The following is a 15,738-nucleotide window of genomic DNA, read 5'->3' as shown; positions in this document are numbered from 1 at the left end:
GTAAAACACAAAGGCCCCTCAATGGGGGCCTTTGTCGTTTCTGCCTTGCGGGCGGCATGACCTTTGCTGTGATCTTCATTAAGAGCATCTTTTGTGGGGTGCCATCAATTTAATGGCGTCAAGCAGAGGGATTCCTAGTGTCGGCCGTTCTCTCATTGTTACAAAGCCGTTTGTTGCGGCCCGTGTTCGTTACCCTTGGTATCGCCCTTCTGGTGCAAGTGTTGGTGGCGGTTGCCCTGACACGGAGCACCGTGACCGCGCTGGAAGCTGATTTGGCCATGCGCCTGGGTGCCGACAGTCAAAAGCTGTCCGGCGAACTCGAGCAGGCCGGGCGCGAAGTCACCTCGAGTCTCGACAACCTTTCCACCAGCACGCGCCAGCGTCTTACGGCGGGTTTGTCGTCGAAACTGGAAGAAGAGCAGGCGCAACTGCGCGCCACCCTGGAAAAGGATCTGAAAGATTCCGCCAACGACATGGCGCAACTGCTGGCCTCGGTGGCCCCCCGTGCCATGTGGGACAGTGACGTGCCGACGCTCTCCGAATTTGCCCGTCGGGCCCAGCGCAATCCCAACGTATTGTTCGTGGTGTACGACGACGCCACGGGGCAGCACCTGACGCGTTATCTGAACCGCGAAAATCCGATCAATAAGGCCTTGCTGGAAAAAGGCCAGGGCGAGCGGGCGCTGGACAAGGTGCTGGATGCGGCGAAAAACGATCCGTCGGTCTACTACCTCGAAGCCTCGATCAACCCCAACGGCGTGGAAATCGGCAAGGTGTTGATGGGGGTCTCTACCGCTTCGGTCGAAACCGATCTGGCGGCCCTCGACAAGCGCTTTTCGGCGTTGATCGCCAGCAGTGATCAGCTGGTCGCCGACAGTCTCAAGGGCGCTGCGGCAGACAGTGCCACGGCGATGCGTGCGCGGTTGCAGTCGGCGCAATCCACCGCCTCGGACATGCAAGCCAACACCACCGCCACGGTGCAGGAAGCGGCGGGCACGTTGCGCTGGCGCATCGGTATGAGCCTGGCGTTGGTCGGTCTCGGGGTGCTGCTGTTGCTGGCGATAGTGCTGGGTCGTCGTGTGGTCAATCGCCTGAAGTTGCTGATTGCCGCCATGGATGACCTGGCGGCGGGAGAGGGTGACCTGACCAAGCGTGTGCAGATCAACAGCAAGGACGAAATCGGCGACATGGCCGCGGCGGTCAATCGCTTCGTCGACAAATTGCAGCCAATCGTTCGTGAGGCTGGGGATGTAGCCCAGCGCACCGGCGTGGAAATCGGCGCGATGACCTTGCGCAACGCCGGGGCGGATGCGGCGGCGGGGATGCAGCGCGATGAAGTGGCCGAGAGCTTGCGGGCGCTGTCGCGAATGGCTGACGAGGCGCAATCGGAAAGTCACGCGATGCAGGCTGCTTTGCAGCAGGTGGTGGACATTCGGTCGGCTACCGATGAAAACACCCGGACCTCGGCAAAAGTCGGCAGCCTGATCGAGGCCTTGGCTGGACAAGTTGATACCGGCGCCAAGGTCATCGAGCGCCTGGCGCTGCAAAGCGAGCAGATTGAAGTGGTGTTGACGGTGATCCACGGGATCGCCGAGCAAACCAACCTGCTGGCGCTGAACGCGGCCATCGAGGCGGCGCGCGCGGGTGAGACCGGGCGCGGGTTTGCCGTGGTGGCGGATGAAGTGCGGGCCTTGGCCAGCAAAACCCAGAGCTCCACCGGCGACATTCAGGCGCACATCGTCGCCTTGCAGCAGGGCGCACGCGAGGCCGTGGCTGCCATTGGCCAGGCCGGGCGCCAGGCCAGTGAGGGTTTACTGGTGCTGCGCGATAGTGCGCGGCTGCAGCAGTCGGTGCAGGTGTCAGTCGAGCAGGTGCATGCGGCGATTGGCCTGGCAACCCAGGCGGCAGCGCATCAGGCCCAGGGCGCGCACGCGGTGCGGGGACGGGTTGAAACCATCCACGCGCAGGCGGAGAAAGCTGCTCAGGCGGTGGTGGAAACCACGGCCAGTGGCAAGGTGCTGGATGGGTTGGCGGCGCAGTTGAAGGCGAGCCTGGGGCAGTTCAGGGCCTAGAATTTGGGTTGGCAGGTCTGGCCTCATCGCGAGCAGGCTCACTCCTACAGGGCTGCGGGCGGACACAAGATTTGTGACCGCCTCAAATCCAGTGTAGGAGCGAGCCTGCTCGCGATGGCGGTCTCACCGGCTCAAATACATCCGCGTCGTAAGCAAATAGACCGGCAACCCCGACACCAATATCAACAACGCTGCATAAGGCGCCGCCGCCGCAAACTCCACATTCGCCGTATGCGCCCAAACCTCCGTCGCTAAAGTATTGAGCCCGGTCGGACTCAATAACAGCGTCGCCGTCAACTCCTTCATCGCATCCAGGAACACCAGCGCAAACGCCGCCCCCAGCGCCGGGAATATGATCGGCAAGGTCACCCGGCAAAACGCGCTGAAGGATGACGCGCCCAGAGTACGCGCGGCCTCCTCCAGCTGCGGTGCCGCCTTGTTCAGTGCCGTACGAATCGGCGCCTGGGCCAACGGCAGAAACAGCAGCGCATAAGCGATCAACAGTAACGCCGAGGTCTGATACAGCGCCGGCACATAGTGCAGGGCGAAATACACCAGCGTCAGTGCGATCACCAGGCCCGGCAGCGCATGCAGCAGGTACGGTAAACGCTCGGCCCAGATCGCCAGCTGGCCCTTGTAACGAACCACCAGCAGTCCAACCGGTACTGCCAGCACCAGGCACAACGCGGCGCCGCCCAGTGACAGCGCCAGCGACGACAGCAGCGCCTCGCTGATCGCCGCAACCGGGAACGCCGCTGACGAACCGACAGCCAGCCAGTACGCGAGCATTCCCAGCGGGATTCCGCTGCCGATTACCGCCAGCGCCAGGCAATAAACCTGGCCAAGTGCGGTCCAGTCCCCTAACTGCACCTGTTCGGCCCGGCGTGCGGCACCCTGGCCAGTGCGCACATGCCGACCTTTGCCGCGCACGCGCAACTCCAGCCACAGCAGCATCAGGCACAGCGCCAGCAGAACAGCCGAGAGCATCGCCGCGTTGGCGTTACTGAATTCCAGCTCAAATTGCTGGTAGATGGCGGTGGTGAAGGTTTGCAGCCCGATGATCGACAGCGCGCCGAATTCGACCAGCATGTGCAGGGCAATCAGCAGCGAGCCTGCGAGCAGGGACGGCCACAGCAGCGGCAGCGTGACCCTGAAAAACACGCCCCAGCGATTCTGGCCGAGGGTGCGGGCGGATTCTTCCAGCGACGGGTCCAGATTGCGCAGGGTGGCGGCGACCGGCAGGAAGATCAGCGGATACTTGGACAGGGTCATCACCAGGATCGCCCCGCCCAGGCCTTCAAAACTGGAACTGAGGGACACCCAGGTAAAACTGCTGACGAACGCCGGGACGGCAAACGGCAGGCACAGAATGACCCCCCACAGGCGTCGCCCCGGCAAGTTACTGCGCTCGAGCAGCCAGGCCAGCGACAGGCCGATCACGCCGCAAGCGACCGTCACTCCGATCATCAGTGCCAGCGTGTTGCGCAGCAGCCCGAACACATACGGCCGCCATAGCAGGTGCACTGCCTCGGCCCAGCCGGCCTGCCAGGTTTTCAGCCCGACGTAGAGCAGCGGCAACAGGCTGAGGACCACCAGCAGCAGAACCGGCAGCAGCAGCCAGATCGACGGCCGTTTGCGCCTTGGCACGTACCCCCCGCGCGAGGCGGGGGCGGATAACCATGCGCTCATCAGTTCAGGCCAACGTCACGTTCCAGGTCCAGTGCTTCTTCAGCATTGCCGAGGTCGGCGGGGGTGACTTTGGGTGCTTCCAGTTCGCTGAACGGCTTGAGCCCGCGATCCGATTGCATGCCTTTGTGCAGCGGGTACTCGGCGGTGGTCTGGGTGATCACGCGCTGGCCGTCTTCACTGGCCATGTAAGCGAGCAGTTGCTGGGCTTCTTTGGGGTGCTTGCTGGATTTCAGCACGGCTGCGCTGGAAACGGTGATCAGCCCGCCGACGTCGCCGCCGGTGAAGTAATGCAGTTTCGAGTCGAGCTGGCCTTTTTCGCGCTGCAGGGCGAACCAGTAGTAGTTGTTCACCAGCACGGTGGCGACTTCGCCGTTTTCCACGGCCTTCAGAGCGACCATGTTATTGCTGTAGGTCTTGCCGAATGCGCGCAGGCCGGTCAGCCATTCTTCGGCAGCGTCCATGCCATGCACTTTGATGATTGCCACGGCCTGTTCCTGGAACGCGCCGCTGGTAGGCACGAAGCCGACCTTGCCTTGCCATTTCGGGTCGGAGAATTCCATCACCGATTTCGGCAGGTCCTTCTCGTCGACCAGCTTGGGGTTGTAGGCGACTACGCGAACACGGGCGGTAATACCGATCCAGGTGCCATCGGCGGCGACATATTCCTTGGGCAGCACGGCCAGCGTGGTGGCATCGGTGGGCGCCAGTACACCCTGCTCGCCAAGCTTGTTCAGCGGTGGCGATTCTTCGGTGTAGATCACGTCGGCGGGGGAGCGGTCGCCTTCTTCGACGACCTGGCTGGCGAGCTGGTTGCTGCTGCCCTTGCGTACATTGACGTGAATCCCGGTCTTGGCTTCGAAAGCCTTGGCGACCGCGTCGCCGACTTCCTTGTGCTGACCGTTGTAGAGTGTCAGGGAAACTGGGTCAGCTGCCTGGGTGAGGGGAGTGGTGAGTGCGAGGCCAAGCAGGGTGAAGATCAGGCCGCGGCGCAGGGTATTTCGAAACATCATTCGCAGGGTTCCTCACTGTCGCATTGCAAAAACTTGTAACAATGATAAACGATATTGTTTCTCAAGTGCGCTTTGCGGGGTGGGAATGGCCGTGCTGCAGAAGGGTGGGATGGACGCCCAATCCGTAGGAGCTGCCGAAGGCTGCGATCTTTTGATCTCCGGCGACCTCAATCGCGCCGCAAATCGCGCCGCAATCAAGATCAAAAGATCGCAGCCTTCGGCAGCTCCTACGGGGGGATCGCGGTCATTTGGAGATTTCTGGAAGGCAGAAACGCAAAAACCCGCTTTCGCGGGTTTTTGTGAAATCCAAGGCCGAAACCTTGGATTTGAATTGGTGCCCAGAAGAAGACTCGAACTTCCACGACCTTGCGGTCACCAGCACCTGAAGCTGGCGTGTCTACCAATTTCACCATCTGGGCAGCATCTTCAGCGTTGCCGCTGTTGATGTGGCGCACTATACGGAGCGCTTTTAAATCTGTAAACCCCTGATTTCATTTTAATAAATCAGAGGCTTGAAATGCGAAAAACCCGCTTTCGCGGGTTTTTGTGCGAGCCTTGAAATTGATCTAATCTCAAGCTCAAAATTGGTGCCCAGAAGAAGACTCGAACTTCCACGACCTTGCGGTCACCAGCACCTGAAGCTGGCGTGTCTACCAATTTCACCATCTGGGCAGTATCGGCAACGTCTCCGTCGTCGATGGCGCGCACTATACGGAGCGTCTTTTTAACTGTAAACCCCTGGCATCAAAAAAACCTGGAAAATTTTACCAGCGGCATTTAAATCATCATTCAGGTGTCAATAAAGGGCTTTAGGTAGGCTGTCGCAGCCTGAAATTTCCCGTTTCATTACGCCTATGCCAAACTAACCCACATATAGACAAGGTGAAAACTCTCTAATGGCCGATTGGCAGTCCCTCGATCCCGAGGCCGCTCGTGAAGCGGAAAAATACGATAACCCTATTCCTAGCCGCGAACTGATCCTTCAGCACCTTGCTGATCGGGGTTCGCCTGCTAACCGCGAGCAACTGGTCGAAGAGTTTGGTCTGACCACTGAAGACCAGATCGAAGCCCTGCGCCGCCGCCTGCGCGCCATGGAGCGCGACGCTCAGCTTATCTACACCCGTCGCGGCACCTATGCGCCGGTGGACAAGCTTGACCTGATCCTCGGCCGCATCAGCGGTCACCGGGATGGCTTCGGCTTCCTGGTGCCGGACGACGGTTCCGACGACCTGTTCATGAGCCCGGCGCAAATGCGCCTGGTATTCGACGGTGACCGTGCCCTGGCTCGTGTTTCCGGCCTGGACCGTCGCGGTCGCCGCGAAGGCATGATCGTCGAAGTGGTGTCCCGTGCCCACGAGACCATCGTTGGTCGCTACTTCGAAGAGGGCGGTATCGGCTTCGTGCTCGCGGACAACCCGAAGATCCAGCAGGAAGTGCTGGTGACCCCGGGTCGCAACGGCAACGCCAACATCGGTCAGTTCGTCGAGGTGAAGATCACTCACTGGCCGACGCCACGCTTCCAGCCGCAGGGCGACGTGGTCGAAATTGTGGGCAACTACATGGCGCCAGGCATGGAAATCGATGTCGCCCTGCGCGCGTACGATATCCCGCACGTCTGGCCTGAAGCTGTATTGAAAGAAGCTGCCAAGCTCAAGCCGGAAGTCGAAGAGAAAGACAAAGAGAAGCGCATCGACCTGCGCCATCTGCCGTTCGTCACTATCGACGGTGAAGACGCGCGCGACTTCGATGACGCGGTCTACTGCGAAGCCAAGCCGGGCAAGCTGCGCCTGTTCTCCGGCGGCTGGAAGTTGTACGTGGCGATTGCCGACGTTTCCAGCTACGTGAAGATCGGCTCCGCCCTGGACAATGAGTCCCAGGTGCGTGGCAACTCGGTGTACTTCCCCGAACGCGTGATTCCGATGCTGCCTGAACAGCTGTCGAACGGTCTGTGCTCGCTGAACCCGCACGTCGATCGCCTGGCCATGGTTTGCGAGATGACCATCTCGAAAACCGGCGAGATGACTGACTACTGCTTCTACGAAGCGGTGATTCACTCCCACGCGCGCTTGACCTACAACAAGGTCAGCGCGATGCTGGAGACGCCGAAACTCACCGAGGCGCGTCAGCTTCGCGGCGAGTACACCGATGTCCTGCCGCACCTGAAGCAGCTTTACGCACTCTACAAGGTGCTGTTGGGCGCTCGTCACGTGCGTGGCGCGATCGATTTCGAAACCCAGGAAACCCGGATCATCTTCGGCACCGAGCGTAAAATTGCCGAAATTCGTCCGACCGTCCGTAACGATGCGCACAAACTGATTGAGGAATGCATGCTGGCGGCCAACGTGGCCACTGCTGAATTCCTGAAGAAGCACGAAATCCCTGCCTTGTATCGCGTTCACAACGGTCCGCCACCGGAGCGTCTGGAAAAACTGCGCGCGTTCCTGGGTGAGCTCGGCCTGTCCCTGCACAAAGGCAAGGACGGCCCGTCGCCGAAGGATTACCAGGCATTGCTGGCCAGCATCAAGGACCGTCCGGATTTCCATCTGATCCAGACCGTCATGCTTCGCTCGCTGAGCCAGGCGGTGTACAGCGCCGATAACCAGGGCCACTTCGGCCTGAATTACGAAGCCTATACCCACTTCACTTCGCCGATTCGCCGTTACCCGGACCTGCTCACGCACCGCGCGATCCGCAGCGTGATCCATTCGAAACAGGACACTCCACACGTTCGCCGTGCGGGCGCGATGACCATTCCGAAGGCGCGTATCTATCCGTACGACGAAGCGGCCCTCGAGCAGCTCGGCGAGCAATGCTCGATGAGCGAGCGCCGTGCCGACGAAGCGACCCGCGACGTAGTGAACTGGCTCAAGTGCGAGTTCATGAAAGACCGTGTGGGCGAATCGTTCCCGGGTGTGATCACCGCCGTGACCGGTTTTGGCCTGTTCGTCGAGCTGACCGATATCTACGTCGAAGGCCTGGTGCACGTCACCGCGCTGCCGGGGGATTACTACCACTTCGATCCTGTGCACCATCGCCTCGCCGGCGAACGCACCGGTCGCAGCTTCCGCTTGGGCGATACCGTTGAAGTGCGCGTAATGCGCGTTGACCTCGACGAGCGCAAGATCGACTTCGAGATGGCTGAAAAAACCATCAGCGCGCCGATTGGCCGCAAGAAGCGCGGAACCGAAAAAACCGAGCCAGCTGCCAAGTCGACGGCTAAAACCGCTGCAGAACCGGCGCCGGCCCCCGCGAAAAGCGGTCGTCGTCCTGCGAAGGAAAAGGCTGTCGAAGCCTATCGTCCGAGCGATGCTGCGGCGAAGAATGCCGAGCTGCGTAAAAGCCGTGAACTGAAGCAGGCGTTGCTGTCTGAAGCGAAAAGCGGCGGTAAAGCGGCGTCTGGGGGAAAGACCGGACGGTCGGCGCCTGATAAGGCTCCCGGCGCAAAAGCTCCAGGCAGTAAGCCGAGCAAACACCGTAAAGGCCCGCCAAAAGCGGGTTCGGCCCCAGCTGCGAAAAGCGGCGGGTCGCGTAAACCTAAGGCCAAGCCATGAGTCAGTTGGAAAAAATCTACGGCGTGCATGCGGTAGAAGCGTTGCTGCGTCACCACCCGAAACGGGTCAAGCAGATCTGGCTGGCGGAAGGTCGCAATGATCCGCGTGTGCAAACGCTGATCGAGCTCGCTGCGGAAAATCGCGTGGCCGTGGGCAATGCCGAGCGTCGTGAGCTGGATGCCTGGGTTGAGGGTGTGCACCAGGGCGTGGTGGCGGACGTGAGTCCTAGCCAGGTCTGGGGCGAAGCGATGCTCGACGAGCTGCTCGATCGCACCGACGGCGCACCCCTGCTGCTGGTGCTTGACGGCGTGACCGACCCGCACAACCTTGGCGCCTGCCTGCGCTCGGCGGATGCGGCTGGCGCGCTAGCGGTGATCGTGCCGAAGGACAAGTCGGCTACCTTGACTCCGACAGTGCGCAAGGTCGCCTGCGGCGCCGCGGAAGTGATTCCGCTGGTTGCCGTGACCAACCTCGCGCGTACCCTGGAAAAACTCAAGCAGCGTGGCTTGTGGGTTGTCGGCACAGCGGGCGAGGCAGAGCAGAGCCTGTATCAACATGACATGACCGGGCCGACCATCCTGATCATGGGCGCCGAAGGCAGCGGCATGCGCCGCCTGACTCGCGACCTGTGCGACTACCTGGTGCACCTGCCGATGGCTGGCAGCGTCAGCAGTCTCAACGTTTCCGTAGCAACTGGCGTGTGCCTGTTCGAAGCCCAGCGCCAGCGCAGTGTCAAAGCCGGCACCAAAAAGCCCTGACACAACCTCCCTGTAGGAGCTGTCGAGTGAAACGAGGCTGCGATCTTTTGATTTTCAAGATCAAAAGATCGCAGCCTTCGGCAGCTCCTACAGAAGTTCGGCTTGCGATCGGGTGATTGCTCAAATAATCACCAATTGCCTTGCACCTCTCCTGTCCCTTCTCTACAATTGCGCCCCTTGCTGTGACGGCAGGCACGCATGTGTCTATCGCAAGCAAGTCCATAAGTGTCATTCACTCCTTGTCTGACCGCTTTTGAGCGGCAGGCTACAACCCGTAAGGAGCATTCATGCGTCATTACGAAATCATCTTTTTGGTCCACCCGGATCAAAGCGAGCAAGTCGGCGGCATGGTAGAGCGTTACACCAAGCTGATCGAAGAAGACGGCGGCAAAATCCACCGTCTGGAAGATTGGGGCCGTCGTCAACTGGCCTACGCAATCAACAATGTTCACAAGGCTCACTACGTGATGCTGAACGTTGAATGCACTGGCAAGGCCCTGGCCGAGCTGGAAGACAACTTCCGCTACAACGATGCAGTGATCCGTAACCTGGTCATCCGTCGCGAAGAAGCCGTTACCGGCCAATCCGAGATGCTCAAGGCTGAAGAAAACCGCAGTGAGCGCCGTGAGCGTCGCGACCGTCCTGAGCACGAAGGCGCTGAAAGCGCTGATAGTGATGACAGCGACAACAGCGATAACGCTGACGAGTAATCCACGGACCTTTTGAGGAGCCTATTACATGGCACGTTTCTTCCGTCGTCGTAAATTCTGCCGCTTCACCGCTGAAGACGTGAAAGAGATCGATTACAAAGATCTCAACACCCTGAAAGCATATGTATCCGAGACCGGCAAAATTGTTCCAAGCCGTATCACCGGTACCAAAGCTCGTTATCAGCGTCAGCTGGCCACCGCTATCAAGCGCGCCCGCTTCCTGGCCCTGCTGGCCTACACCGACAGCCACGGCCGCTGAGACCGGGCAGTCGACTCGTAGCAAAGGATTGAATGCATGCGTGCCATAGCTGAGTTCATCATGCGCGGTCGTATGCAGGCCACTCTCGTAGTGGCTGGATGCGCGGCATTGCCGTTGTTGTATTGGTTGGGTGCTGCCGCAGGGTGCTTCGTGCTCCTGCGGCGCGGATTGAAGGACGCCTCGAGCGTCCTTGCCCTGGGACTGCTGCCGGCTTTGATCTGGTGGCTTTACGCCGATGACCCACGCTCACTTCTGGTGTTGCTGGGGTCTTGGAGCCTTGCGTTGGTTTTGCGCGCAAGTGAGTCCTGGAACCGCGTGCTGCTGGTCAGCATAGCGATGGGAGTGGTGTTTGCAGTGGTGCTGGGGACAGTTTTTGCTCCCCAAATCGAGATGCTGGCGCAGGCTTTGATAAAAGTCATGCCGTCGCTACTCGGTGATGTCTACCAGAAGTTGTCGGTAGACGAGCAAGCGCATTTTGCGTCCCTGATTGCACCGGTCCTGACCGGCCTGATTGCGGCCTTGTTGCAAATCGTCAGTGTGCTGAGCCTGCTTGTCGGGCGCTACTGGCAGGCGTTGTTGTACAACCCGGGTGGTTTTGGTCGCGAATTTCGCGCCATCCGCTTCCCGCTTTTACCAGCGATGTTGCTGCTGGCGTGCATGCTTCTGGGGCCGAACATCGGTCCACAGATGGCGATGTTGACGCCGTTGTGCAGCGTACCGCTGGTGTTTGCCGCACTGTCCCTGATGCATGGGCTGGTCGCGCAGAAGCGACTGGCCAGGTTCTGGCTGGTGGGGTTGTACGTCACGCTGTTGCTGTTCATGCAGCTGATCTATCCGTTGCTGGTGGTCTTGGCCATCGTCGACAGCCTGATTGATTTTCGCGGTCGTCTGGCGCCGAAAGACGCCGATAACGCGAACGGTGAAGGTTAAAAGTTAGAGGATTTTCACATGCAACTGATCCTTCTGGAAAAAGTCACCAACCTGGGCAACCTGGGTGACAAAGTAAACGTTAAGGCTGGTTACGGCCGTAACTACCTGCTGCCTTACGGCAAAGCAACCGCCGCGACCCCAGCCAACCTGGCTGCGTTCGAAGAGCGTCGTGCTGAGCTGGAAAAAGCCGCAGCAGACCGTAAAACTTCGGCTGAAAGCCGTGCCGCCCAACTGGCTGAGCTGGAAGTGACTATCACTGCCACCGCTGGTGACGAAGGCAAGCTGTTCGGTTCGATCGGTACTCACGACATCGCTGATGCACTGACCGCCTCTGGCGTTGAAGTGGCAAAAAGCGAAGTTCGTCTGCCGAACGGCACCATCCGCAACGTAGGCGAATTCGACGTAGCCGTGCACCTGCACGCTGAAGTTGAAGCCACCGTACGCGTTGTCGTGGTAGCAGCTTAAGCAGCACTTGTCGGCTGGCACCCTCGGGTGCTTGTCGGTAACATCGGGCACGATCCTGTTTACAGGTCGTGCCCTTTGTCTTTCTGCAGTTCCTGATTTTCCTAACTATCCAAGTGGCCATGAACGAAATCACCGCTCCTGAGCAATACGATCTGCAAACCGCTGCCCTGAAGGTGCCGCCGCATTCCATCGAGGCCGAACAGGCCGTGCTCGGTGGTTTGATGCTGGACAACAACGCCTGGGAACGTGTGTTGGATCAGGTATCGGACGGTGATTTCTATCGACATGACCACCGCCTGATCTTCCGTGCGATCGCCAAACTGGCAGACCAGAACTCGCCGATCGATGTCGTGACCCTGGCCGAGCAACTGGACAAGGAAGGTCAGACTTCGCAGGTCGGCGGCCTCGGTTACCTGGGTGAGCTGGCGAAGAACACGCCGTCCGTCGCCAACATCAAGGCGTATGCGCAGATCGTTCGCGCCCGGGCCACCCTGCGCCAGCTGATCGGCATCGCCACCGAGATCGCCGACAGCGCCTTCAACCCGGAAGGTCGCAGCGCGGAAGAGATTCTCGACGAAGCCGAAAGGCAGATCTTCCAGATCGCCGAGGCCCGGCCTAAAACCGGCGGCCCGGTGAGCGTGAATGACCTGCTGACCAAAGCCATCGACCGCATCGACACCTTGTTCAACACTGACAACGCCATCACCGGCCTGTCCACCGGCTACACCGACCTCGACGGGATGACCAGCGGCCTGCAGCCGTCCGACCTGATCATCGTCGCTGGCCGTCCGTCCATGGGTAAAACCACCTTTGCGATGAACCTGGTGGAAAACGCCGTGTTGCGCAGTGACAAGTGCGTACTGGTCTACTCGCTGGAGATGCCAGGCGAGTCGCTGATCATGCGTATGCTGTCGTCCCTCGGCCGTATCGACCAGACCAAGGTGCGTGCCGGTCGCCTGGAAGACGACGATTGGCCGCGCCTGACCTCGGCGGTCAACCTGCTCAACGATCGCAAGCTGTTCATTGACGATACGGCCGGTATCAGCCCGTCGGAGATGCGGGCGCGAACCCGGCGCCTGGTGCGTGAGCACGGCGATGTCGGCCTGATCATGATCGACTACCTGCAATTGATGCAGATCCCTGGTTCTGGCGGCGACAACCGGACCAACGAGATTTCCGAAATCTCGCGTTCCCTGAAGGCCCTGGCCAAGGAATTCAACTGCCCGGTGGTGGCGCTGTCCCAGCTCAACCGCTCCCTTGAGCAGCGTCCGAACAAACGCCCGATCAACTCCGACCTCCGGGAATCCGGAGCGATCGAGCAGGATGCTGACGTGATCATGTTCGTCTACCGGGATGAGGTCTATCACCCGGAAACCGAGCACAAGGGCATCGCCGAGATCATCATTGGCAAGCAGCGGAACGGCCCGATCGGTACTTCGCGCCTGGCGTTTATCGGCAAGTACACCCGCTTCGAAAACCTTGCGCCGGGCAGTTACAATTTCGACGACGAGTAACAACCTGTGGGAGCGGGCTTGCTCGCGAAGGCGGTGTGCCAATCGACATCTTCGTCAGCTGACACTCCGCCTTCGCGAGCAAGCCCGCTCCCACATTGGTCAGGTGTTGCTGCCTGGCAATTTCCGACCATAGCCGTCGGAATTGGTTAAATTTTGTGCTATATTCCGCGCCCGCGATTTTTCATCTCAACACCGGTCATCGTCATGCAAACAGCCAAGCCGTTATTTGACTATCCCAAGTACTGGGCCGAATGTTTCGGTCCGGCGCCATTCCTGCCGATGAGCAGGGAGGAGATGGATCAGCTTGGCTGGGATTCCTGCGACATCATCATCGTCACCGGCGATGCCTACGTCGACCACCCATCGTTCGGCATGGCAATCATTGGCCGGCTGCTGGAGTCCCAGGGCTTCCGCGTCGGGATCATCGCCCAGCCGAACTGGCAGTCCAAAGACGACTTCATGAAGCTCGGTGAGCCGAACCTGTTCTTCGGCGTCGCGGCCGGCAACATGGATTCGATGATCAACCGCTACACCGCCGACAAGAAAATCCGTTCCGACGACGCCTACACCCCGGGAGGCATGGCTGGTAAGCGTCCGGACCGCGCCAGCCTGGTCTATAGCCAGCGCTGCAAGGAAGCCTACAAGAATGTGCCGATCGTGCTGGGTGGCATCGAAGCCTCCCTGCGCCGCATTGCCCACTACGATTACTGGCAGGACCGGGTACGCAACTCGATCCTGATCGACGCCTGCGCCGACATCCTGCTGTACGGCAACGCCGAGCGTGCGATCGTCGAAGTCGCCCAGCGTCTGTCCTACGGTCACAAGATCGAAGACATCACCGACGTGCGCGGCACCGCGTTCATTCGTCGCGACACGCCTAAAGACTGGTACGAAGTCGATTCCACGCGCATCGACCGTCCGGGCAAGATCGACAAGATCATCAACCCGTACGTGAACACTCAAGATACCCAGGCCTGTGCAATTGAACAGGAAAAGGGGCCGGTCGATGACCCGAGCGAAGCCAAGGTCGTGCAGATCCTGGCCAGCCCGCGCATGACCCGCGACAAGACCGTGATTCGCCTGCCTTCGGTAGAAAAAGTCCGGGGCGACTCGGTCCTGTACGCCCACGCCAACCGCGTGTTGCACCTGGAAACCAACCCAGGCAATGCCCGCGCCTTGGTGCAAAAGCACGGCGAAGTCGACGTCTGGTTCAACCCGCCGCCGATTCCGATGACCACCGAAGAAATGGACTACGTGTTCGGCATGCCTTACGCCCGCGTTCCGCACCCGGCGTACGGCAAGGAAAAGATCCCGGCCTACGACATGATCCGCTTCTCGGTGAATATCATGCGCGGCTGCTTTGGTGGCTGCACCTTCTGCTCGATCACCGAGCACGAAGGCCGGATCATCCAGAACCGGTCTGAAGAGTCGATCATTCGCGAAATCGAAGAGATCCGCGACAAGGTGCCTGGCTTTACCGGCGTGATCTCCGACCTCGGCGGCCCGACTGCGAACATGTATCGCATCGCCTGCAAGACCCCGGAAATCGAATCCGCGTGCCGCAAGCCGTCGTGCGTGTTCCCTGGCATCTGCCCGAACCTGAACACCGATCATTCGTCGTTGATCCAGCTGTATCGCAGTGCCCGTGCTTTACCGGGCGTGAAGAAGATCCTGATCGCTTCCGGCTTGCGCTATGACCTTGCGGTCGAGTCGCCGGAATACGTCAAGGAGCTGGTGACGCACCACGTCGGTGGTTACCTGAAGATCGCCCCGGAACACACCGAGGAAGGTCCGCTCAACCAGATGATGAAGCCGGGCATTGGCAGCTATGACAAGTTCAAGCGAATGTTCGAGAAGTACACCAAGGAAGCCGGGAAAGAGCAGTACCTGATTCCGTACTTCATCGCGGCTCACCCGGGCACCACCGACGAAGACATGATGAACCTGGCGCTGTGGCTCAAGGGCAACGGTTTCCGTGCCGACCAGGTGCAGGCGTTCTATCCGTCGCCGATGGCCACCGCTACCGCGATGTATCACTCGGGCAAAAACCCGCTGCGCAAGGTGACTTACAAGAGCGACGGCGTGACCATCGTCAAGAGCGAAGAGCAGCGTCGCCTGCACAAGGCGTTCTTGCGTTACCACGACCCGAAAGGCTGGCCGATGCTGCGTGAAGCGTTGACCCGCATGGGTCGCGCCGACTTGATCGGGCCGGGCAAGACCCAGTTGATCCCGCTGCATCAGCCGGCGACCGACAGCTACCAGAGCGCGCGTCGCAAGAATTCGACGCCTGCGGGTAGCCATAAGGTGGCCGGTGAGAAGACCACCAAGATCCTCACCCAGCACACTGGCCTGCCACCGCGCGCCAGCGATGGCGGCAACGCGTGGGACAAGCGTGAACAGGCCAAGGCTGCGGCATTCGCCCGCAACCAGCAGGCGGCCAAGGATCGCAAGGACGCGGCCAAAGGCAAAGGTCCCAAGCCTGCGCGCAAGCCGGTTGTGCCGCGCTAAGCGCTGACAGCAGTTAAAAGAACGCCAACCTTCGGGTTGGCTTTTTTTTTGTAGATCAAAAGATCGCAGCCTTCGGCAGCTCCTACAGGTGTACGCGTTCCAATGTAGGAGCTGCCGAAGGCTGCGATCTTTTGATCTTGGCAACATTTTCGTGCATCTGCCCCAAACCAATTTCCCGCATCGCCCGATTTTGGTGCTGTACTGCCTCAAGCAATCACAGAAAGCGCCAACAATGCTGGATGGCATAAGTCTTGCGCGCTTTCCATATACGC

11 protein-coding genes and 2 tRNA genes are annotated in these 15,738 nt (G+C 60.0%); 9 read left to right on the top strand and 4 right to left on the bottom strand.

The window, feature by feature from the left end; genetic code table 11:
* The first annotated feature begins 137 nt into the window (after positions 1-137).
* Positions 138-2,072 carry a methyl-accepting chemotaxis protein gene (locus tag ACYZTK_RS12795; protein WP_462014763.1) on the top strand — a complete coding sequence of 645 codons (1,935 nt, stop codon included), beginning with the start codon at positions 138-140 and terminating at the stop codon, positions 2,070-2,072.
* Between the two features lie 123 nt (positions 2,073-2,195).
* Here the strand turns inward: ACYZTK_RS12795 and ACYZTK_RS12790 are convergent, their stop codons facing one another.
* The 4 genes from ACYZTK_RS12790 to ACYZTK_RS12775 all read right to left on the bottom strand — a co-directional run bounded on the left by ACYZTK_RS12790 (position 2,196) and on the right by ACYZTK_RS12775 (position 5,443).
* Complete coding sequence (locus ACYZTK_RS12790) at positions 2,196-3,761, bottom strand: ABC transporter permease (protein ID WP_462014762.1); 1,566 nt, start codon at positions 3,759-3,761, stop codon at positions 2,196-2,198.
* Positions 3,761-4,771 (bottom strand): iron ABC transporter substrate-binding protein, encoded by a 1,011-nt coding sequence (locus ACYZTK_RS12785; RefSeq protein WP_462014761.1) that lies wholly within the window; start codon positions 4,769-4,771, stop codon positions 3,761-3,763. Before ACYZTK_RS12785 ends, ACYZTK_RS12790 begins: the two co-directional genes overlap by 1 nt.
* A 332-nt stretch (positions 4,772-5,103) precedes the next feature.
* A tRNA-Leu gene (locus ACYZTK_RS12780) sits at positions 5,104-5,190 on the bottom strand.
* A 166-nt stretch (positions 5,191-5,356) separates the two neighbouring features.
* Positions 5,357-5,443: transfer RNA gene (locus ACYZTK_RS12775), tRNA-Leu, on the bottom strand.
* A gap of 224 nt (positions 5,444-5,667) precedes the next feature.
* Here ACYZTK_RS12775 and rnr point away from each other — a divergent pair.
* The 8 genes from rnr to ACYZTK_RS12735 all read left to right on the top strand — a co-directional run bounded on the left by rnr (position 5,668) and on the right by ACYZTK_RS12735 (position 15,466).
* Entirely contained in the window at positions 5,668-8,322 is a 2,655-nt protein-coding gene (gene rnr, locus ACYZTK_RS12770) for a ribonuclease R (protein ID WP_462014760.1), read from the top strand.
* Positions 8,319-9,080 carry a 23S rRNA (guanosine(2251)-2'-O)-methyltransferase RlmB gene (rlmB, locus tag ACYZTK_RS12765; RefSeq protein ID WP_462014759.1) on the top strand — a complete coding sequence of 254 codons (762 nt, stop codon included), beginning with the start codon at positions 8,319-8,321 and terminating at the stop codon, positions 9,078-9,080. Before rnr ends, rlmB begins: the two co-directional genes overlap by 4 nt.
* Positions 9,081-9,367: 287 nt before the next feature.
* On the top strand, positions 9,368-9,790 hold the full coding sequence (rpsF, locus tag ACYZTK_RS12760) for a 30S ribosomal protein S6 (protein WP_003217491.1): 423 nt from the start codon (positions 9,368-9,370) through the stop codon (positions 9,788-9,790).
* A gap of 28 nt (positions 9,791-9,818) precedes the next feature.
* Positions 9,819-10,049 carry a 30S ribosomal protein S18 gene (gene rpsR / locus ACYZTK_RS12755; protein WP_002551829.1) on the top strand — a complete coding sequence of 77 codons (231 nt, stop codon included), beginning with the start codon at positions 9,819-9,821 and terminating at the stop codon, positions 10,047-10,049.
* A gap of 36 nt (positions 10,050-10,085) precedes the next feature.
* Entirely contained in the window at positions 10,086-10,979 is an 894-nt protein-coding gene (locus ACYZTK_RS12750) for a hypothetical protein (protein WP_462014758.1), read from the top strand.
* 18 nt (positions 10,980-10,997) lie between these two features.
* Positions 10,998-11,444, top strand: coding sequence for a 50S ribosomal protein L9 (gene rplI, locus ACYZTK_RS12745; RefSeq protein ID WP_008035347.1), 447 nt, complete (start codon positions 10,998-11,000; stop codon positions 11,442-11,444).
* 119 nt (positions 11,445-11,563) lie between these two features.
* On the top strand, positions 11,564-12,958 hold the full coding sequence (gene dnaB, locus ACYZTK_RS12740; RefSeq protein WP_462014757.1) for a replicative DNA helicase: 1,395 nt from the start codon (positions 11,564-11,566) through the stop codon (positions 12,956-12,958).
* A gap of 204 nt (positions 12,959-13,162) precedes the next feature.
* Positions 13,163-15,466 (top strand): YgiQ family radical SAM protein, encoded by a 2,304-nt coding sequence (locus ACYZTK_RS12735; RefSeq protein WP_462014756.1) that lies wholly within the window; start codon positions 13,163-13,165, stop codon positions 15,464-15,466.
* Positions 15,467-15,738: the final 272 nt, after the last annotated feature.

This window comes from Pseudomonas sp. LB3P31 (assembly GCF_054897945.1).
This window is presented reverse-complemented; position numbering and strand designations above follow the sequence as displayed.